Raw genomic sequence first — 19,938 nt, forward strand, 5'->3', positions numbered from 1 at the left:
TGCTGATGCCATTTTTTTCGGCTACTGATGCTTTTCCTAAGGAGAATTTCCAATTCAACACATTTAGGAGCTTGACATCATACCGCTGGACTTCTCAACATGTATTTTAGTATAGATAAGCTTTCAAAAAACATTTTAGAACGATCATTCTCAATATTACAAAAAAACAGTTAGATCTAACTTGCTATTTAGAATAGCATTTCTAGAACGAACAGTAAAGAATTATTTTCTGTCTATAAAATATGTTGTTGTGGGAATGAAGAACTATCGTTTTTCCAGACATGCGATACAAGTTCTTTATAACGTTAACAGAATAAGAACCTGTATCACTAAAACAAATCAGCCTTTGTGGAGACAACTCCCTCTTTGCCATCCAAGGTGTAACTCCACTTTCAATCTAAAACGGATAATGTCATATCCATAATATTTGTTAATTTTTGCTGATCCGTAGTGGTCTTAACCAACGTACGTATCCCCACCCATGCATTCATCAAATAATGAGAAATAACTACAGGATCAATGTCAGCCTTGATTTCACCCTTTTGCTGGCCTTCCAGAACAAGGTTTCTCAAGAATTCCTCTGTTCGCAAGTAACTCTCATTAACCAAGGATGCAACTTCAGGATCCAATACGCCCAGTTCTACGCCTGAGTTTACAAGAAAACATCCTAAAGGTTGTCCTTCATTTCTTATTGTTGACTCAAACAATGCTCGAATGATCTCTTTGATTGGTTTTTGTGTATCAATCAGAAAGCTCATTTTGTTGGTCTGCTTCGTTTCATATCGTTCAAGAGCTTTCATAAACAGAGCATGCTTATCCCCAAATGTATCATAGATACTTCTGCGGTGAATGCCCATAAATCCAACCAAATCCTGCATTGAAGTTTTCTCATATCCTTGGGCCCAGAACAATTGTATGGCTTTATCTAATACTTCATTAACTTCAAATTCTTTGGATCTTGCCATCCTCATCACCTCGAATCATCATTATACATTGGAGTGAACCATCGGCATACTAAAAATGAACAAGTGCATAGATTACAGGGATGACATGCGCAAAAGAAGATTTATTTTTTCACAACGTCATCCATGGCTTGAACAGCTAATTCGAATGCCTTGATTCTTCTTCTTAAAAGCGTCTTTTGAGGGCTGCCCGCTTTGGACTTATTATAACTGTTCTCAAGTGATGGGAATAATCCAATCAGAACATTTCGAGCTTCTGCTAACTCTTCCTTGGTGTACTGATGAGCTTCTTGATTCCAAACCGTTTCCAGCATTGCCAAACCAATGTTTAAGGCATTGAGTCGTTTATTTAATAAAGTAGTGTTATTCCCTTTCTGAGTCAAATTAGTCAAGGCGTTTTCGGATTTGCGTATGGTCGATTGGAAAGCTTGAATGGATAGCAATTTTTCTTCTTCTGATACATTTTCCATGTAGTGCTAACCTCTCCTTTTCTCATGCATACAACTAATTTACATTTCCCGCGAGGTGCGATCAATAATATAACGGGCAAAAACTACCGCAGGTTTCAATGTTAACTGTCTTTTTCACCGTAGCAGATGGATAAATTAAAAATCCCGCCCTAGACATTTTGTCCAGAACGGGACGTACATGTTAAATTAATCGTTTGCGTTTTCCTTGGTCAACAGCTTCAATTCAGCAGGGATTGATTTTTCTACCTGCTTGCCGCTCAGCACATCCAGAGCAGCTTGCACCGCCAGCTGGCCAATCAGTACGGGCTGCTGAGCGACTGTTGCTGTCAACTTTCCGTCCTTAATGGATTTGATCGCATCATCATTGCCGTCAAATCCAATCACGGGAATGTCTTTACCAGAACTTTGGATCGCTTCGATCGCCCCCAATGCCATCTCGTCGTTATGGGCAAATACCGCCTGCACGTCAGGATTGCCCTGCAGCAGATTCTCCATCACATTCAAACCTTTGGAACGATCAAAATCGGCAGACTGCTTCGCAACCACATTAAGTTTTTGGTCAGCAATCTCGTGGAAACCTTTCCCCCGCTCTCTTGTTGCGGAAGCTCCGGGTACACCCTCAAGTTCAATCACTTTTGCTCCCTCGCCAAGCTGTTTTACGAAATATTCCGCCGCCATTTGTCCACCTTTGACGTTATCGGATGCGACCAATGCTGCCACGTCGCCTTTGTCTGCGGAACGGTCCAATGTAATTACTGGAATACCCACGCTATTGGCCGATTGAACAGCCGTTGAGATTGCCGCGGAATCCGCAGGGTTAATCAGCAGAGCATCCACGCCCTGTTGAATCAGGTCGTCCACATCATTGGTTTGTTTGGCTGAATCATTCTGAGCGTCAACCACGATGACCTGAATTCCTTGTTTTTTGGCTTCCGCAACGACTCCGTCCTTGAGGGAAACAAAGAATGGATTATTCAACGTGGAAACTGACAGGCCGATTTTTTTCTGTCCATTGCTTCCGGCAGAGTCGGGCTTAGCCCAACCCGGAGGCTCCAGAGAGCATCCTGCCAGAACGATCATCATTACGCTTACAAGCAATATGGTTAGTTTTTTCATGTTCGCTTCTCTCCTTAAGCCGTTTTCTTGCGGTCCAGCAGGACAGCGATGGCAATAACGACACCTTTTACAACCATTTGATAAAACGAGTTCACTCCGAGCAGGTTCAAACCATTGTTCAACACGCCGATAATCAGCACCCCAATCAGTGTGCCTACGATCCGTCCTCTACCACCTGATAGGCTTGTTCCACCCAGAACAACAGCAGCAATAGCATCCAGTTCATATGAAGTACCAGCCGTTGGCTGTGCCGAATTCAGACGAGAAGTCAGGATCGCGCCTGCCAGCGCTGACAGCATACCTACCAGGGAGTAAATCATGATTTTTACGCGATGCACTTTAATGCCTGAGATGATAGATGCTTTCTCATTGCCACCAAGCGCGTACGTTTTACGGCCGAAAGAAGTTTTGTGCAAAATCGTCCACAGAATGACGAAAGTAATGAGCATTGTGATTGCTGGAACCGGTATGCCTAGCATATAACCACGACCGAACAGTTGGAACAGCAGGCTATCACCCAATCCGGTAATCGGATTACCGTTCGTATATACCAGCGTCAATCCACGGAACACCGTCATCGTCGCCAATGTAGCAATAAATGGAGCCATCTTGCCTTTTGTTATCATAAGTCCGTTCACCATACCCATGACACCGCCGAGCGCAACCCCGATAATGATCGACAGAATCGGATCCAGGCCAGATAGCATCATATTGGCTACAAAGGCGCTAGATAAAGCCAGAATGGAGCCCACCGACAAGTCGATGCCACCTGTCAGAATGACAAATGTCATGCCAAAGGCAATCAGAGCGTTAATCGAAACCTGACGCAATAGATTTAATATATTAAGCGGTTCCAAAAAGCTTGGATTCAATACCGACACGATGATAATCAGAATGATCAGTCCGAGCAACGGACCTAATTTCTGTGTTAGATTCGTCAAGCGGAAACCGCTTTTGGCGGGTTGGTTTTCCTGCAAAGTTGTCATATCATTGTCCCCCTGTAGCCAATGTCATAATGTTTTCCTGTGTTGCCTCTTCTTTTGCCAGTTCACCGCTAATGCGTCCCTCATGCACAACCGCGATTCGATCGCTCATGCCAAGCACTTCAGGCAGCTCGGAAGATACCATAATGATGGCAACTCCGCGGTCAGTCAGCTCGTTCATTAACTGATAAATCTCTCGTTTGGCACCAACGTCCACGCCCCGTGTCGGCTCATCCAGGATGAGCACACTTGGGCCAATGCCGACCCATTTGGCGATAACCACCTTCTGCTGGTTGCCCCCTGACAGGTTTCGTGCTGCCGTCTCAGAGGACTGCGTCTTGATTTGCAAACGTTTGATGAGCGTATCTACGAATTCCTGTTCTTTCTGAGTCGAGATGAACCCCTTACTTGAGAAGCTGAACAGATTGGGTAAAGCCATGTTCTCGCGAATGGAGAAATCTAATACCAAACCTTCATCTTTCCGGTCTTCCGTAATAAATCCAATTCCATGTTTAACCGCGTCGGCAGGCTTCCGAATATGAGCCTTTTTGCCTCGAATCATAATTTCGCCACCGTCCAGAGGCTCCAAACCGAAAATCGACCGCATGATCTCTGTCCGTCCCGAACCCATCAGCCCGGAGAACCCGAGGATCTCGCCTGCTCTCACCGTAAAGTTGATATTTTGGAACAATCCTTTGCTGCTTGCGTTCCTTACTTCCAGGACCACTTCACCATACGAAGGATTGCGTGCCGGATATCGTTCCGTAAGTTCCCGTCCGACCATCTTCCGCACCACTTCGTCAAAACTGGTCTCCGGGATCGCCTTGGTATCTACCGTTTTACCGTCACGCATGATCGTAATCCGGTCGCAAATGGTGAAAATCTCCTCCATCCGGTGCGAGATATATACGATGGAAACACCGTTTTCCTTAAGCGAAGTGATCACGCCGAACAACTTCTGAATCTCCCGCTCCGTAAGCGCCGCCGTGGGCTCATCCATGATGATTACTTTGGCGTCGGTCATCAGTGCTTTGGCAATTTCAATCATTTGCTGCTGACCGACAGAACATTCCCCGGCAGGACGATCCAGCGGAATCTGTACGGAAAGCTTGGCAAACTGCTCAGTGGCAAGCGCTCTCATTTGTCTTGAATTAAGCAATCCAAAAGACGAAGTTATTTCCTTACCTATGAAGAGATTATCAAGCACCGTCATTTCCGGCCAAACGTTTAACTCTTGGTGGATAAAAGCAAGCCCCATCTTCTCAGCTTCCTTCGGATTGGCAAAATAGGTTTCTTTGCCGTCAATGGAGATGGTTCCCTGATCCCGCCCATGAAGACCGATCAAAATGTTCATTAGCGTGGATTTTCCAGCCCCGTTCTCTCCCATCAGGGCATGAACCTCGCCTTCTTTCAGTTCGAAATCAACCCCGCTTAGCACTTGGTTGGTGCCAAACGCTTTATATATGTCTTGCATCTGAATAAGCATGATACCGTCCCCCTTTTAACCGAAAATGACGCCCGATTGTAAAATGCAATTGGCATACGGCGTAGCTTCGCCCGTACGAATGACGACTTTGGCATTCCGGGTCAACGCCTTGAATTGTTCATGACTGATGGAAACGTCAATGGCTTCATCGCCAAATTTCTCGGTCATATATTGCAAAGCTTCTGGATTCCCTGCCTGGATCTCTGCTGCCAGAATCACTTTCTCAACGACCATATCGTCCGCAATAAGCTCCACGATTTCTTGAAAACTGGGTGTCCCCAGTTTCAGGGACAAATCGATTTTGAGCACCCCTTCTGGAACCGGAAGGCCAGCATCCGCGATGACAATCATGTCCGTGTGACCCAGATCAGATAATACCTTGGAGATGTGACTGTTCAATATACCCTGCTTCTTCATTTAAGGCTTTCCTCCACTTCATCCCGTGTTGGCATGCCTCCTTGTGCGCCGAACTTGGTCACAGATAGCGATGCAGCCCGGTTGGCGAATCTAATGCTGTCTTGTAGCGGTTTTCCTTCCGCCAGAGCGACCGCAAATGCGGCGTTAAACGTATCACCTGCTCCGGTTGTATCCACTGGTTCCACTTTATAAGTAGGTACAACGATCTCCTGTTCGCCGTCAAAATATCTAACTCCGTTGCTGCCCTCCGTAATAAACAACTTGTTTGGATATTTGCGCAGCGCCTCTGCCGGAGTCATGCCCTGAAACAATATCTCGGCCTCATGCTCGTTCGGCGTGATATAAGCAGCTTTGTCGATGACCTCATCCGGTACTTTTCTCGCTGGCGCTGGATTCAATAACAGCGGAGTTCCGCTTTGGGAGCAAATCTCGCTGACACGAACAACGGTTTCCTCCGGGATTTCCTGCTGAATCAGTACGATATCTGCACGTTGGATCACTTCTGCCGCTTCATCGACATAGGCTGGTGTAACTTCACGATTTGCCGCTTCAACCACCACGATACTATTATCACCTTCAGCCAGCACGATATGAGCCGTACCGCTCTCCATATGTGTAACCGGTTTCACATTCTGCGTATTTACACGATTTGCTTTGAAATTATTTAAAATGGCTGTACCAAAAGTGTCATCGCCCACCCGGCCGATCATGGAAACGTCGGCCCCCAGCCTTGCGGCAGCAACTGCCTGATTGGCTCCTTTGCCGCCAGGAACTGTTTTGAAGCTGTCGCCAAGGACGGTTTCACCCGCCCCAGGCCGTTTTGAGGAAGTGACAACCAGATCCATGGAGCTGCTGCCAATTACGCATATTTTAGCCATCTGAATTCACCTTTCTTGTTGTGCCCCGTTCAATGAAACTGACTGGAAGCTGTATGTGTTTGTTTTCGATTGGAGCTTGTTCCACCAGTTTGATAAGCAAACCGGCAGCTTCCCTTCCCATCTCGTATGCCGGTTGGCGAATGGTCGACAATGCCGGTGATAGCAGGCTGCTCATCGGGATATCGTCGAAGCCGATAATTTGCATATCCTCCGGAACTTTTTTACCGATTCGCAATGCCTCGTGCAATACCGCCATAGCTGCGATGTCATTACTTGCAATGACTCCGTCGGTATCGCCGTACTTGCTAAAAAGCTCATCCGCCCATAACCCAACATCGTTAAAGGAAAAGGATGTCGTTTGGATTACGCGGTAATCCAGACCAGCCTGACGTATGCTCTCGATTGCGCCTTCAAAACGATCCTGTGCAGGTTTGATATGTGCCGGTCCCTGCATAACCGTAATTCGGCGACTTCCACGCTTGATAATCTCCCGTGCAGCCAGACGTCCACCCTCTCTGCCATCCGCAAATACGGAGGGACTGTCCAGAGGTGTTCTGTCCAGAAACACCACAGGGATCTTCAAGTTCTCATATATTGAAGAATGAGGGTAATTCGTTGAAGAGATTACGCCGACTACATTATTCTGGATAAAAGTCTGGATGTAATCCTTTTCCTTCTGTTCATCCTCATCACTATTTCCGAAAATCAATCTGAAATCCTGCTCCTGCATCCGGTCCTCTACGCCGCGTGCAAGCTGCGGAAAGTAAGGGTTTGCAATATCGGGTAACAGCAGGCCAATCAATTTGGACTTACGCTTGTATAAAGAGCGGGCCACCTCATTGGGAGAGAAGTTAAGCTGCTTGACCGCCTCCTCCACTTTCTTGCGAGTGTCCGCATGAACATAACCTCTTTCATTAATGACCCTTGATACAGTGGCTACTGAAACGCCAGCCAAATTAGCTACATCTTTAATTGTTGTCATGAACGTTCACTCCTATGTGTGTAACCGGTTACAGATATGAAAATATCATATTTTTTTCAGTTTGACAATCCTTTTATTACTGGAAATTTATCCAAGTCACCAGAAAGAGACCAGATTAAAGTTGCATTATTATGCCCTAGCATCTTCACGAGCTGATCAATATATTCCATCAAAATTAAACAACTTCCTTCGACGGTGGACTGTAACCTGGATACTAAATCAATGCGCGGCATGGTTATAATAGAACTTTAAGATACATGTTCTAGCTGAGCACTGCTTGCTATAAATTCGACCTATCCATTAGAGTAGATATTGGAGGTGTACATCATTGAAATTTAACGAGTATATTATAGGCAAGTCCTATAGAACCCATTCTATTCAATTGTCAAAGAAGGATATTATTGATTTTGCGAAAATTTATGATCCTCAATATATGCATCTAGATGAAGCCAAAGCCAAAGAAGGCCGGTTCGGCAGCCTCATTGCTTCGGGTATGCAGACGATGAGCACATCCTTCAAGCTTTGGGTGGAACTCGGGATATACGGAGAAGATGTTGTCGCAGGAACGGGTATGAATAATATAAAGTTTATCAAACCTGTGTTTCCAGATGATGAAATTAGTGTTCTAGCCGAAGTAATTGAATTGTCTTCAAGAAGGAGCAGTGGTGGAATTGTTACCGTGCTGCTGACTACTTTTAATCAAAACGATGAAAAGGTCTTTCAAGCAGAATTGAGTGCTCTGATTAGTAATTGAATTTGGGCCAGCTACTTAAATGAGTGATCCTCATTACACATGAGCCTGTTGTGTCCAGCGATTCACTGGCTTACTTAGGCCCAAATGCTGCCGCAGCGGATCACCACCATATTCAGAACGAATAACCGGAAGAACCGATCCACTTGGCAAAACCTTCTACGGTCATCTGCTCGGTACGCGCCTTGTTCAGCATAGAAGCAAAACGCTCCTTGCGCTCAATCTGGTCCAAAATGTCAGGAAACGGATCACTCAGCTTATGCTGTGACCAGTTTGACGGATTCAATAAATTGCTCGGCTTTCTGATATCGGTCCGTATGACTGAGCAAACGGAAGCGGTTCGTAAAATTGTTCGATTGCCCGTCACTCGTCGAAGTCACTACGTTCCAGGCCGCACGGCCACCACTGATATGATCCAAAGTGGCAAGTGTGCGGGAAACATGAGGATGTTTGAACATTTTCCAATCAACAGGGCTGGCGTCCTGCTTCGGATTGAAGCGCCACCCCGCATAGTGGCAGCCTTTAGGTTCAAGAAATAACGCCAAATGCATGGATTTGGTCACGTAATAATCACTCCTTTTGCTCTGCTTTTTTCCAACTAATTTATATGCAGTAGAAAAGGTTTATAGATCAATCAATATAATTGATGGCATTGATGGACACTTTCCCTAAAAATATCGTTATTTCGTGAAACTTCCTCCAAAGAAATTCCATGAATTTCCGAGGGCTTGAATATCCGCCAAACCTTTCTGTATCAGCCTTTGTCAGACGTCTTGAAAGAGCTTCGGAACCTTCAACGAAGGCAGCGCTTACAACCATCCAAAAAAAGGGTTGATAAATGAGAAACCATCCACTATGATATTGTCATCAGTCCGGATAATAAAGTTAAAGCACTTTAACTTTCAATTACATAACATCATATGAAACCTTTTATTTATGGGAAACTAAACTTTGAAAGTTAAAGCGTTATAACTTTAAATTCAATAGAAAGGTTGGTGTTTATGTGACCCATCGCGAAAGCCGGCGGCAGACATTTTACATGTACCTCTTTATCTCTCCATGGCTTATCGGTTTCTTCGTGTTTGCCTTGTATCCGATTCTGTCATCCCTTTATTACAGCTTCACGGACTATGACATTATCCACCCGCCGAAATATGTCGGACTCGCGAATTACAAAGAAATGTTTCAAAATGACCTGTTTTGGAAATCTGTTGTCGTAACGGTGCGCTATACCTTTATCAGTGTACCGATCCAGCTGCTGCTGGCACTTGGATTTGCTCTCCTGCTCAATGCGAAAATACCGTTCCGCGGATTTTTCCGCACGGCCATGTATTTTCCGAGCATGGTATCCGGCGTCGCCATGTCCTTGCTGTGGTACTGGATTTTCAACCCATCTATCGGTCTGTTCAATTACGTGCTGTCCTGGTTCGGCATTAGTGGCCCAGCCTGGCTCATGAGCCCCGATTATGCGCTTTACGCTCTGATGATTATGTCCTTCTGGACGGTGGGCTCAGGCATGATTTTGTTCCTTGCGGGACTTCAGGGCGTTCCTTCAAGCCTCGTGGAAGCCGCCAGGCTTGACGGTGCGGGACGCTTCCGCATTTTCCTGAACGTTACGCTGCCCATGATTTCACCGGTACTTTTGTTCCAGCTGATTATGGGCGTCATTGATTCCTTCCAAGTATTTACGCAGGCGTATGTAATGACCCAAGGGGGTCCAAACTACTCGACCTGGTTCTACGTTTACAACCTGTACACCAGCGCCTTCAAGGAATACAGAGCGGGCTACTCCTCGGCACTCGCTTGGGTACTGCTGATCGTCGTCATGGCGTTTACAGCGCTTATTATCAAACTCTCGAACCGTTATGTTCACTATGAAGGAGGCGGACGCAAATGAGTACGATTCCGACTGCCGGCCCAGGGGCTTCACCTTCTGTGAATAAACGCCGGCGCAAAATCGATGCGGTTAGCATTGCCAGCTTCATTGCCCTGGTGGTCACCACCTTTCTCATGCTCCTCCCTTTGTTTTTCATGGTCTCTACCTCACTGAAATCGAAGAAGGAACTGCTGACGTTTCCTCCGACCTTTCTGCCGGAGTCCTGGCAGTGGAGTAACTACAGAGAAATTTTCAACACGCTGAACTTCGGTCAAATGTATATGAACAGTCTCATTATCGGCATTTTGACTGTTGTCGGCACCCTGTTTTCGTCGGCGCTTGCAGGCTATGGCTTCGCCAGATATCGGGGCAAGGGCAGCAACTTGTGGTTCATGCTCATGCTCAGCACCATGATGCTTCCATATCCAGCGATTATGATTCCACAGTTCATTCTCTTTTCCAAGCTGAACTGGATCGATACCTTCCTGCCGCTGATTGTCCCTGCGTTTTTCGGTTCAGCATACAACATCTTTTTGCTGCGACAGTTCTTTACCACGCTGCCGGATGAGCTGTTTGACGCCGGACGTATCGATGGCTGCAGCGAGTTCCGGATGTGGCGACAGATTGCTTTGCCTCTGTCTGGTCCAGCACTTGCAACCGTTGCGATCTTTGCCTTCATCTACAGCTGGAATGACCTTTTGACACCTGTGCTCTATTTAAGCTCATCAGATAAGTTTACGCTTCCGGTCGGTATGTCTTCCTTCACATCTTCGCGTTTTCGAATTCCGCCGTGGCATCTGCTCATGGTCGCCTCCGTACTCGCCATGCTGCCGATCGTGACCCTGTTTGCGATAGCCCAGAAGCGGTTTGTGGAAGGAATTGTACTTACAGGCATCAAGTAAAGACTCCGCCGCAGGGGCGGCAAAAAACTTGAATATATGGGGGACTGTAGTTCATGAAAACGATAAGGATCAAAAAGTCTTTTACACTTTTGCTTGCGACCAGCATGCTCGTCGTATTGGCTTTGTCCGGCTGTAGCGGCGGCAAATCAGCGGGAGATGTCGTACCTGGTAACGATGGCGATAGCGCTAACTCAGGTGGGCAAGTAACCATAACGCACTACACCATCGATTCCGAGGATCGCACCTTTATTGAAAAGCTCGTTCCGGATTTTGAAGCCCAACATCCGAATATTAAGGTGAAAATCGAGAAAGCTCCTTACGAGCAGTTCGACAGTAAACTTCAAACGCTGATTGCCGGGGGCAAATCACCTGATGTCACAAGTCACTATGGTTACGGCGGTTTTGCGGAGTATTACAACAAAGACATGCTGCTCGACATGAACGACATTATCAAGGAAGACGGGTTTAAAGCTTCCGACTACAGCATCCCGGATGACCTCATGAAAATCTATACCGTCAAAGACCATGTCTACGGTATCCCGGTCAACATGTACGTCTCTCTGATGCTCTATAACAAAGACATGTTCGACGCTGCCAACGTTCCTTATCCTCCAAGCGATTACGAGGACAAGAGCTGGACGTTTGACAAAATGGTCCAAGACGCGAAGCAAATGACGCATGTATCCATTGATATTGCCAAAACCCAATATGGCGTTGACTTCACATGGTCCGAGCGCGATATGCGCCCGCTTTATTTTGGAGCCGAACCCTACTCCGAGGATACCTGGACCAACGGCGGTGTACCATCCGAGACTCATTTCGATTCGCCGGAAGTCATCGCAGCCTATAACAAGCTGTTCAACTTGATCCTCAAAGATAAAGTGTCTCCGACAACGGAATGGAGCAAAAGCGTAGCGGGGCAAAACGGCGATGCCTTCGTAACCGGCAAGGTCGGTATGACCGTCAGCGGCTCATGGAGCCTTGCGGGCTCCAATGATTTCCCTTTCAAGGTTGGCGTTGCTGCAGTGCCTGCTGGCGGCAATGACAAGGTACGCAGCGTGCTGTTCGTCGATCCGCTCTTGATTCTGAAGGGCTCCAAGCATCCGAAAGAAGCTTTTGAATGGATCAAATATCTCGTCAGCGACGAAATTCAGGAAAAATCCATCGAACTGAGCGGTGGCAACCCTCCTGTAAATACGAAGGCAGCCGAATCCTATTACAAGCATTTTGATGGTATCGATCCAGCAGATGTGAAGAAGGTTTACGAAGGTGCTGTAAAATACGGATTTGAATCCTATAACCACCTGATCACCCACTATTCTCAGATCAACGACATGTTCATCAACGAGATGCAGCCGATTGATACCGGACACAACACCGTTGAAGAAGTGATGCCGACGATTCAGAAAAAGGTCATGGAAATTATCAATCGTTAACGCTAGAGTTGTGCCGTCCCGCAAGGGGCGGTGCATCTATCAAATTAGCTTCGCGGCTAAGCCTCCGTACATGTATACTAATGTTAAGTCAATATAAAGTACGGAAAATCTGCCGCAAGGAGAGTAAACAATGAAGGTTAGTATATTTGATGTTGCAAAGAAATCAGGTTTATCCGTTGTAACGGTTTCTCGGGTACTCAATGGTGCTGAATCCGTTCGTGAGAAAAATAGACAAAAGGTGCTCGACGCGATTAAGGAGCTCGATTATTATCCCAACGCTGCTGCGCGCAGTTTAGCTCGCGGCAAAACAGGAATCGTCGGATTGATTATGACCACGCTTCAGGACTCCTTCTTCGACACCGTCGTTAAAGAGCTGAACGAAGTGCTTTCACTTCACGGCTATTTTCTTGCCGTTTCGGTCTCTACGGGCATTGGCTCGGATGGAAGTCATTACCTGATTCAAGAGGACCGGGTGGACGGACTTATTCTGCTCTCACCGATAGAAGAGGATAACTACATTGTGGAACTGAAGCGACGCAATATTCCTTATGTGCTGATCGACAATCAGAAACCGGAGAACGATGCTTTTTCGGTAACTATCGATAACTACAAAGGCGGCTATGCCGCTACGAAGCACCTGCTTGATCTCGGCCATACCTCCATTGCGCACATCAGCGGAGACGACATGTTCCGCAGTACGAAAGAGCGCCGCAACGGTTTCCTGGAGGCACTTAAGGAAAAAGACCTTACTCCGTTCGACATGATTACAGGCGATTTCGAAATCGATTTTGGTTATGACATCTGCCGCAAATGGCTGAGGGAAGGACGTCTTCCCTCCGCAGTGTTCGCGGGCGATGACCATATCGCGCTTGGGGTCGTGAACGCCCTTATGGAAAAAGGCATCAAGGTGCCTGAACAGGTAGCTATCGTCGGCTATGACGATCAGTATATTTCATCCAAGCTGCACCCCCATCTGACAACGGTCCGGCAGCCTGCCGACCGCATTGGGGTCGCCGCTGCGGATATGCTGTTGAAACGCATGGACGGTACGATGAAACGCGGGGCTAATGTAAGGATCGATCCTGAACTCATCGTGAGAGAATCTACTGGATCACCAACAAAAGGTACGACCGGATAAAAAATATAACCTTATATATAGGAGTGACGACCATTGGCTTACTACTTGGGAATCGATGGGGGAGGAACAAAAACATACGCCCTGCTGACCGATGACTTCGGCAATGTGCTTGGCAAAGGCATGGGCGGCAACGGCAATCACCAGATTGACCGCGCCTTGGCCGCACAAAGCATACGGGAAGCTGCAGAAGGAGCTCTAAACGAGGCAGGACTGCGGATTCATGAAATCTCCCACACCTATTTCGGACTTGCGGGCGCAGACCGGAAGGTAGATTACCGAATCCTGCACCCTCTGGTTCAAGGAATCGGATTCACCCAGAACTACTCGATTAACTGTGACACGATGATCGGTCTGCGCGCAGGCACGAACCGGCCTTACGGGGTCGCGCTGATCTGCGGCACAGGCACCAACTCCGCAGGCCGCAATCCGGCAGGAGAACATATACAGGTCGGCGGTTTTGATTATATGTACGGTGATTTCGGCGGTGGCGGTTCCCTCAATATTGAGGTGTTCCGCTCTGTCATCCGTTCTTGGGACGGCCGTGAGCAGCCAACGCTCCTGACTCCCCTGCTGCTTAACTTCCTTGGATACGACAGTGTCAGCGATATGTTCGATGACTTTCAGGATCACGGCAAGCATGTGCCTGTCCATGTAGCAAAGCTGCTATTTGAAGCTGCCGCAGAGGACGATGCCGTAGCTCTGGAAATTCTGAACCGTCAAGGCGTAGAGCTTGGCAAATCAGCGGCTGCGGTGATCCACAAACTTGGAATGGAAAAGGACGCCTTTGACGTTATACTGGCAGGAAGTCTGCTAACAAGGGGAGATCGTGGCTGGATTCGCAGCAAAATTGAACAGACTGTTGCAACCATCGCTCCGAATGCGACCATCGTAACGTTGGCCACCGAGCCTGTTGTCGGTGCCTTATGGTCTGCTATGGATGCGGCTGGACATGCGGTAAGCCAGGATGTATATGACAAAATGCGGGCCTTCCGTGACTTCGAACATATCAAGCAAACCACAAGATAAACGTCTATAAACACTATCATTACAAAAAATTCATAAAAGACTGGAGTGTGCAAAATGGCATACGAACAAGGACTGAAAATAGCGGTAATCGGCGGTGGATCTTCCTATACTCCGGAGCTCGTTGAGGGGTTCATCCTTCACCATGCCGAGCTTCCGGTACGTGAGCTGTGGTTGGTCGATATTGAGCCGGGACAGCGCAAACTGAATATTGTCGGCAACTTGGCCAAACGCATGGTGGAGAAATCGGGTCTGCCCATTGAAGTACATCTGACGTTTGACCGCCGCGAAGCCATCAAGGGTGCGGACTTCGTAAGCACTCAAATGCGTGTCGGTATGCTTGACGCCCGTGGCCGCGATGAATCCATTCCCCTGAAATACGGCGTGATCGGTCAGGAAACCACGGGTCCCGGAGGCATGATGAAGGCGCTGCGGACGATTCCGGTCCTGCTTGATATCTGCCGTGATATTGAAGAACTCGCTCCTAATGCCTGGCTGCTGAACTTTACGAATCCGGCGGGTATGGTCACGGAAGCCATTCTGAAGTATTCCAACGTTAAAAGCATTGGTCTCTGTAATGCACCGATCGGCCTAATCAAGCAAACCTCAGCCAAATACGGAGTAGAAGCGGACCGCGTCTATGCCGAGTTTGTTGGCCTGAACCATCTCCACTGGATTACGCGTATTGATGTGAACGGAGAAGACAAACTGGATGACATGCTGGCTGATACAGCCGGTTACAGCGCGAAGAACGTGCCTGCACGGGAGTGGAATCCGGAATTCCTGCAATCCCTGCATGCCCTTCCTTCTTATTATCTGAAATACTTTTATATGACCGACGCCATGCTTGAAGAGCAGCTGGAATCCTTACAAACAGGCGGCAACCGTGCGGAAGTGGTTAAACGCGTTGAAGAAGAACTGTTCGAGCTTTACAATGACCCGGACCTGAAAGATAAACCGAAACAGCTGGAACAGCGGGGGGGCGCCTTCTATTCCGAAGCAGCCGTAAACCTGATGCGCTCACTCTACAACGGAACGAATGACATTCAGACGTTGAACGTAGCCAATCAAGGCATCATTAATTTCCTGCCAGACGATGCCAGCATTGAAGTCAACTGCGTGGTCACCAAAACCGGTCCACTGCCCCTGCCGTTGACCAAGGTTCCTCCAATGGCAGTTGGACTGATCCATGCGGTTAAAACCTATGAGCGCCTCGCCATCGATGCTGCCGTGACCGGCGATCGTGGATTGGCCATACAGGCATTGGCTCATCATCCTTTGGTCCCTTCGGTCGAAGTGGCGATTCAGATGCTGGATGAAATGCTCGAAGCCAACAAGGAATATTTGCCGCAGTTCTTTACTGAATCTGCAGCTAAAGCATAATTCGGCTATCATCCATTCGTCCTGATACCATAAGAAAAACGTCTATCGACGTACTTTCACATTAAACGAAACCGCCATATCCCAGGATTTCCTGAGCTATGGCGGTTTGTTGTTTCTAGGCATTTTCCATCTATAAGGCTTTCTTAAATCAATCATTAAATACATTCTCCTAGCTCTCTATCCATAAAAAAAGCAGGCCGGGAGCTAATCTCCCGGCCTGCTTGCATATGAGCAATCTTCGGATTATAAGTTGCTTAGTATGTCCACCAGTTGCCGGACATCACGATCATAGAGAACAGCTTGATGCTATCTTCATAGTAGCCTTCATTGGAGCTGCCGGCCGTTTTGGTCCAGACGGAATTCAGCCAGTTTTGGTTCACGGACGAGGTCATAGCGCTGACACCAAACGGTGCATAGAACGCGCCGCTGCCGCCGGAACCTGTAACCGTGCCGTTGAGTTTATAACCATCCTTTACGTTGCTAGGATTACCGCTTACTTTGGTTGAGATCCAGCTATTCATTTGATTGAGCTGACTGAGTGCCCGGCTGTCACCAGTCATCAGGTAATCCGTTGCGATCCGCCAAGGCGTACGACACGAATTGTAATCGTAGCTGCCGTCGTTCGCCCCTTCCAGAAAATCGGCTGAAGCTGGCTTGTACGTCGAGCCCGACAGAACGACGAAGTCTGGAAGCAATCCGGTTGATGAGCTGTACCCGTTGTATAAGGAGTTGACAATGGTATAGGTTTTGTCGATCACGTTCGCCCATCTGGCATCACCCGTTGCTGCCTGGAACGCCTTCAAGTGATTCAGCATAAAGTCCGATGGACGGGTAGCATTTTTGAACGTATTATCCGTTGCCCAGTCGCCAAGACGCAGCGTCCATTGGGACTGATTTACGTCACTTTGCATGATGGCATTGATAATGTCCTTGCCGGCCTGAAGGTAGTTGATACTGCCGCTGCTACCCCACTGCTTGTCCGCAAGCAGGAGCGAATAAGCAATGTCCATGTCTCCATCCGTGGCCGAGTCGGCGCCTTCAATGTTCTGGAAGCTGCTGTTTTGTTTCCATGCCATCAATTTCGAATTATTGGCGCTCGGATGCGCTTTATAATATTGATAAAGTCCGTCGAAATAGGTCTGCGCATTGCCGTCATAACCGGCCATTATAACCGTTGCCAGCATTCCGTACCCGTGTGCCTCAGATACGGTATCCCCGTTGGACTGATACTTCACATAATACTTGCCTGTGCCCGCCGTTTTCAGATAAGCCGATTTCCAGCTGTCCCATTTCGCTTTCACGGAGCTATCCATCGCACTTTGCGTAACATGGTTAGGCTTGATCGAGCCGTTGGTATATGTTGTGTGCTGCGGGAACGGCTTGTTCGGAGCGGCGAGAGCGAAACCCGCCGGAATCAGTAGAAAAGCGAGACAACACATCGTAACAGCCTTGCTGCTAAACGAAAATTTCCTGTTTTTTCTCATAAAATTACGCTCCTTTTAGGTCCAAATGGGTCTAGATCCATGACATAACCTTTAAGCCGATAGTGTGTTGCAGCATCTTGATGGTGAAACAATAATTCGTTATTGGCCTAGCGAGTCACAATCACCCCCTCGCTTAAAGTTAAAGCGCTTTAACTTTTAAAACGCTTACATTTATTTTAATTGTTCTTCTAATATTTGTAAATGGGTTTTTCCGAGGCAGCTTCACATTTTCTAGGCGACTCTGGTCTTCTCTTGTTAATGAAATGGGACTTATATTTTTTTATTACAGCTACTTAGCAGTTTGTGATATGGTCAAGTGAGGTGCGATCAGCCCGTACACATATACATATCATGCGAGGAGAAGATTGAAAGTGAATGAGATAAAAGCAATGGAGAAATCGAACAAGTTTAGCGATCCCTTATTTGTAACGCTAGTTGCAAGTATATGTTGCTTATTATGGGGAAGTGCCTACCCGTTTATTAAGCTTGGATATCGTGCTTTTGACATCCTGGCGGAAGATATTCCATCCAAATTTGTATTTGCGGGTTATCGATTTATTTTGGCGGGATTACTGCTCCTATTTCTGTTTCGTGTCATTAGTAAACGGAAATTTGAACTGTCTGGACGACAATTATCAAGCTTAATATTGCTTGGCATGTTCCAGACGGGTCTGCAGTATATGTTTTTTTATGTGGGTGTAGCCAATACAACAGGTGTCAAAGGTTCGATTATGAATGCGACAACGACCTTTTTCAGTGTTGTTCTAGCTCATTTTTTATATAAAAATGATAAACTGAGCAAAAATAAAATAGTCGGCTGTTTGCTAGGATTTATCGGCGTAATTATTGTTAATTTTCACTCCAATCTGCTGGAATTCTCTTTCTCTCTCACAGGTGAAGGTTTCGTTATTATGGCGGCTCTTATTTTTTCCATTACGGCCATTTATGCAAAACACTTAACTGGCTCCATCGACGTCCTGGTTATTACCGGAGTTAGCCTGTTTGTCGGCGGATTGGCACTCACCCTATTGGGACTCCTGCTTGGCGGTCGGGTTACGCATTTTACACTTGAATCAACAGGCATCTTGATGTATTTAGTTTTACTTTCATCAGCCGCATTTTGCTTGTGGAATCTGCTTCTGAAATACAACAAAGTGGGGAAAGTATCTGTGTATAACTTCCTTATCCCTGTCTTTGGTGCGTTGCTATCGGCGTTGTTTTTGGGAGAAACGATTATGGAACTCAAAAATCTAATCGCATTGCTGTTCGTGTCGATTGGTATTTATATGGTCAATCGCGTAAGCTCTCGAAAGTTCTCAAATACCCTCGAATCGTAGTTCAAAAAGAAAAGAAAAAAATAATAACAGGGGCGCGACATCAGTCGCGTTCCTGTTTGTTTTCAATTGTACGAAGACTCAACATCATGTCAGTGAATTAAACAATAAACAAAATGCATCGTCAGATTCCACTCCCTTCTTACAAACAGGAGTAAACGACATTACGCAAACGGCGCTGAATGTAAGGTTCCTGACTGTTGAGCAAATGCTGCGCATACATGACAGTGAGTTCGGAATCTGGATCAATGATGGCCATGCAGCCAGCAGCCCCACTCCATCCAAATTCACCAAGCGGGCTTAACGAGCCGCTGCCCGCCTTGGAGACATGCGTACGTACACCCAGCCCGTAACCATACCCGCCCATATGATCCCATGAGTAATCACCACGGGTCAGATCGTTCAGATGGTCAGTCCGCATAAGCTCCACAGAAGCCTGTGACAGAATGCGCACGCCTTGCGGACTCGTCCCGCGTCCAGTCAGCGCGTTTAGGAACAGTGCATAATCGCTAACGGTGGACAACAACCCGGCACCGCCGCTCTCCAAATCCGTACCTACCCGGAATCCGTTTCCGTCCATGCGTACGGCTTTTTCAAGCTCATCATTGTAAGCATACTGCGGAATCAGACGGGTCTTCTGTTCATCGTTCAGATCGAATGCCGTATCATTCATACCTAGCGGTCCGATAATTTCTTCTTGCAGATACGTACCAAAGCGTCTGCTACTCACAACCTCCACCAAAGCTCCGAGCACATCGTGACACATGCTATAGTTCCAATGCGTACCTGGCTCAAACAGAAGTGGTTCCTTGGCGAGTGCTTTCGCGAAGTCTCGTGTCGGTAATGTTCCGTTGGTGCTCTGCACAGCTTCCTGAATGCTTGGCGAGCCAATATCGTAGGTGAATCCGGCAGTCATCGTAAACAAGTCGCGTACCGTAATCGCCCTTGTCGCTTTTTCCAGTCTGACCTCGCCATTCGCTAATGTTTTCTTCACCGTCATCTCAGCATATTCCGGCAGATAGTCGGACACCGGATCGCTCAGCAGCATTTGCCCTCTCTCTACAAGTTGAAGCGCTGCCACACAGGTCATGATTTTTGTCATGGAGTAGAGATTGAAGATCGCCCCATCGCCGATGGGAGTTTGCTCCTCCAGATTGGCGTAACCATTGCGGTAACGGAAAACGGTATCATTTTGATGCATCACAAGAACCTCTGCCCAAGGAATTCTCCATGATGTGATGCGGTCAATAAATGAAGCAAGCGGTTTAAAGTCCATATTTCCCCGTCCTTCTATGTAGAATCGTTATCAATGCACAT

At 47.2% G+C, this 19,938-nt stretch carries 20 protein-coding genes; 8 read left to right on the forward strand and 12 right to left on the reverse strand.

Annotated elements, in window-relative coordinates; translation table 11 throughout:
- Positions 1 to 392: 392 nt before the first annotated feature.
- The 8 genes from BMW94_RS27555 to BMW94_RS27590 form a co-directional block, all read right to left on the reverse strand.
- On the reverse strand, positions 393 to 965 hold the full coding sequence (locus BMW94_RS27555) for a TetR/AcrR family transcriptional regulator (protein ID WP_063562746.1): 573 nt from the start codon (positions 963 to 965) through the stop codon (positions 393 to 395).
- A 101-nt stretch (positions 966 to 1,066) separates the two neighbouring features.
- Positions 1,067 to 1,432: a hypothetical protein gene (locus BMW94_RS27560; RefSeq protein WP_091001877.1), complete on the reverse strand. Its 366-nt coding sequence runs from the start codon at positions 1,430 to 1,432 to the stop codon at positions 1,067 to 1,069.
- Positions 1,433 to 1,618: 186 nt separating this feature from the next.
- Positions 1,619 to 2,548, reverse strand: coding sequence for a ribose ABC transporter substrate-binding protein RbsB (gene rbsB / locus BMW94_RS27565; RefSeq protein ID WP_091001878.1), 930 nt, complete (start codon positions 2,546 to 2,548; stop codon positions 1,619 to 1,621).
- A gap of 14 nt (positions 2,549 to 2,562) precedes the next feature.
- Positions 2,563 to 3,534: an ABC transporter permease subunit gene (gene rbsC, locus BMW94_RS27570; RefSeq protein ID WP_063562749.1), complete on the reverse strand. Its 972-nt coding sequence runs from the start codon at positions 3,532 to 3,534 to the stop codon at positions 2,563 to 2,565.
- A gap of 1 nt (position 3,535) precedes the next feature.
- On the reverse strand, positions 3,536 to 5,017 hold the full coding sequence (locus BMW94_RS27575) for a sugar ABC transporter ATP-binding protein (protein WP_091001879.1): 1,482 nt from the start codon (positions 5,015 to 5,017) through the stop codon (positions 3,536 to 3,538).
- Positions 5,018 to 5,032: 15 nt separating this feature from the next.
- Entirely contained in the window at positions 5,033 to 5,434 is a 402-nt protein-coding gene (rbsD, locus tag BMW94_RS27580) for a D-ribose pyranase (protein ID WP_091001880.1), read from the reverse strand.
- Positions 5,431 to 6,312, reverse strand: coding sequence for a ribokinase (rbsK, locus tag BMW94_RS27585; protein WP_091001881.1), 882 nt, complete (start codon positions 6,310 to 6,312; stop codon positions 5,431 to 5,433). Before rbsK ends, rbsD begins: the two co-directional genes overlap by 4 nt.
- Positions 6,305 to 7,294, reverse strand: coding sequence for a LacI family DNA-binding transcriptional regulator (locus tag BMW94_RS27590; protein ID WP_091001882.1), 990 nt, complete (start codon positions 7,292 to 7,294; stop codon positions 6,305 to 6,307). The genes rbsK and BMW94_RS27590 overlap by 8 nt, the downstream gene beginning before the upstream one ends.
- Before the next feature lie 328 nt (positions 7,295 to 7,622).
- Here BMW94_RS27590 and BMW94_RS27595 point away from each other — a divergent pair, with 328 nt between their 5' ends.
- Complete coding sequence (locus BMW94_RS27595) at positions 7,623 to 8,048, forward strand: MaoC family dehydratase (RefSeq protein ID WP_091001883.1); 426 nt, start codon at positions 7,623 to 7,625, stop codon at positions 8,046 to 8,048.
- Between the two features lie 112 nt (positions 8,049 to 8,160).
- Here the strand turns inward: BMW94_RS27595 and BMW94_RS30690 are convergent, their stop codons facing one another.
- On the reverse strand, positions 8,161 to 8,331 hold the full coding sequence (locus BMW94_RS30690) for a hypothetical protein (RefSeq protein WP_175480873.1): 171 nt from the start codon (positions 8,329 to 8,331) through the stop codon (positions 8,161 to 8,163).
- On the reverse strand, positions 8,303 to 8,608 hold the full coding sequence (locus tag BMW94_RS27600; RefSeq protein ID WP_254790394.1) for an LLM class flavin-dependent oxidoreductase: 306 nt from the start codon (positions 8,606 to 8,608) through the stop codon (positions 8,303 to 8,305). Before BMW94_RS27600 ends, BMW94_RS30690 begins: the two co-directional genes overlap by 29 nt.
- Positions 8,609 to 9,048: 440 nt before the next feature.
- On the opposite strand from BMW94_RS27600, the gene BMW94_RS27605 reads away from it, so the two are divergent.
- From BMW94_RS27605 to BMW94_RS27630, 6 genes are all read left to right on the forward strand, one after another.
- Positions 9,049 to 9,942 (forward strand): carbohydrate ABC transporter permease, encoded by an 894-nt coding sequence (locus BMW94_RS27605; protein WP_091001884.1) that lies wholly within the window; start codon positions 9,049 to 9,051, stop codon positions 9,940 to 9,942.
- Positions 9,939 to 10,823, forward strand: coding sequence for a carbohydrate ABC transporter permease (locus BMW94_RS27610; RefSeq protein WP_091001885.1), 885 nt, complete (start codon positions 9,939 to 9,941; stop codon positions 10,821 to 10,823). The genes BMW94_RS27605 and BMW94_RS27610 overlap by 4 nt, the downstream gene beginning before the upstream one ends.
- Before the next feature lie 53 nt (positions 10,824 to 10,876).
- Positions 10,877 to 12,259, forward strand: a complete 1,383-nt coding sequence (locus BMW94_RS27615) for an ABC transporter substrate-binding protein (protein ID WP_091001886.1) — start codon at positions 10,877 to 10,879, stop codon at positions 12,257 to 12,259.
- A gap of 130 nt (positions 12,260 to 12,389) precedes the next feature.
- Entirely contained in the window at positions 12,390 to 13,397 is a 1,008-nt protein-coding gene (locus BMW94_RS27620; RefSeq protein ID WP_091001887.1) for a LacI family DNA-binding transcriptional regulator, read from the forward strand.
- 33 nt (positions 13,398 to 13,430) lie between these two features.
- Positions 13,431 to 14,423, forward strand: a complete 993-nt coding sequence (locus BMW94_RS27625; RefSeq protein WP_091001888.1) for an N-acetylglucosamine kinase — start codon at positions 13,431 to 13,433, stop codon at positions 14,421 to 14,423.
- Between the two features lie 54 nt (positions 14,424 to 14,477).
- Complete coding sequence (locus tag BMW94_RS27630; protein WP_091001889.1) at positions 14,478 to 15,803, forward strand: 6-phospho-beta-glucosidase; 1,326 nt, start codon at positions 14,478 to 14,480, stop codon at positions 15,801 to 15,803.
- Between the two features lie 254 nt (positions 15,804 to 16,057).
- On the opposite strand, the gene BMW94_RS27635 is transcribed toward BMW94_RS27630, so the two are convergent.
- Positions 16,058 to 17,287: a family 8 glycosyl hydrolase gene (locus BMW94_RS27635; RefSeq protein WP_091001890.1), complete on the reverse strand. Its 1,230-nt coding sequence runs from the start codon at positions 17,285 to 17,287 to the stop codon at positions 16,058 to 16,060.
- A 371-nt stretch (positions 17,288 to 17,658) separates the two neighbouring features.
- On the opposite strand from BMW94_RS27635, the gene BMW94_RS27640 reads away from it, so the two are divergent.
- Positions 17,659 to 18,624: a DMT family transporter gene (locus tag BMW94_RS27640; protein ID WP_254790395.1), complete on the forward strand. Its 966-nt coding sequence runs from the start codon at positions 17,659 to 17,661 to the stop codon at positions 18,622 to 18,624.
- Positions 18,625 to 18,763: 139 nt separating this feature from the next.
- Here BMW94_RS27640 and BMW94_RS27645 read toward each other — a convergent pair whose 3' ends face one another.
- Entirely contained in the window at positions 18,764 to 19,897 is a 1,134-nt protein-coding gene (locus tag BMW94_RS27645) for a serine hydrolase domain-containing protein (RefSeq protein WP_091001891.1), read from the reverse strand.
- Positions 19,898 to 19,938: the final 41 nt, after the last annotated feature.

It is taken from the genome of Paenibacillus sp. OK003 (assembly GCF_900109515.1).
Classification (GTDB): Bacteria; Bacillota; Bacilli; order Paenibacillales; family Paenibacillaceae; genus Paenibacillus; species Paenibacillus marchantiae.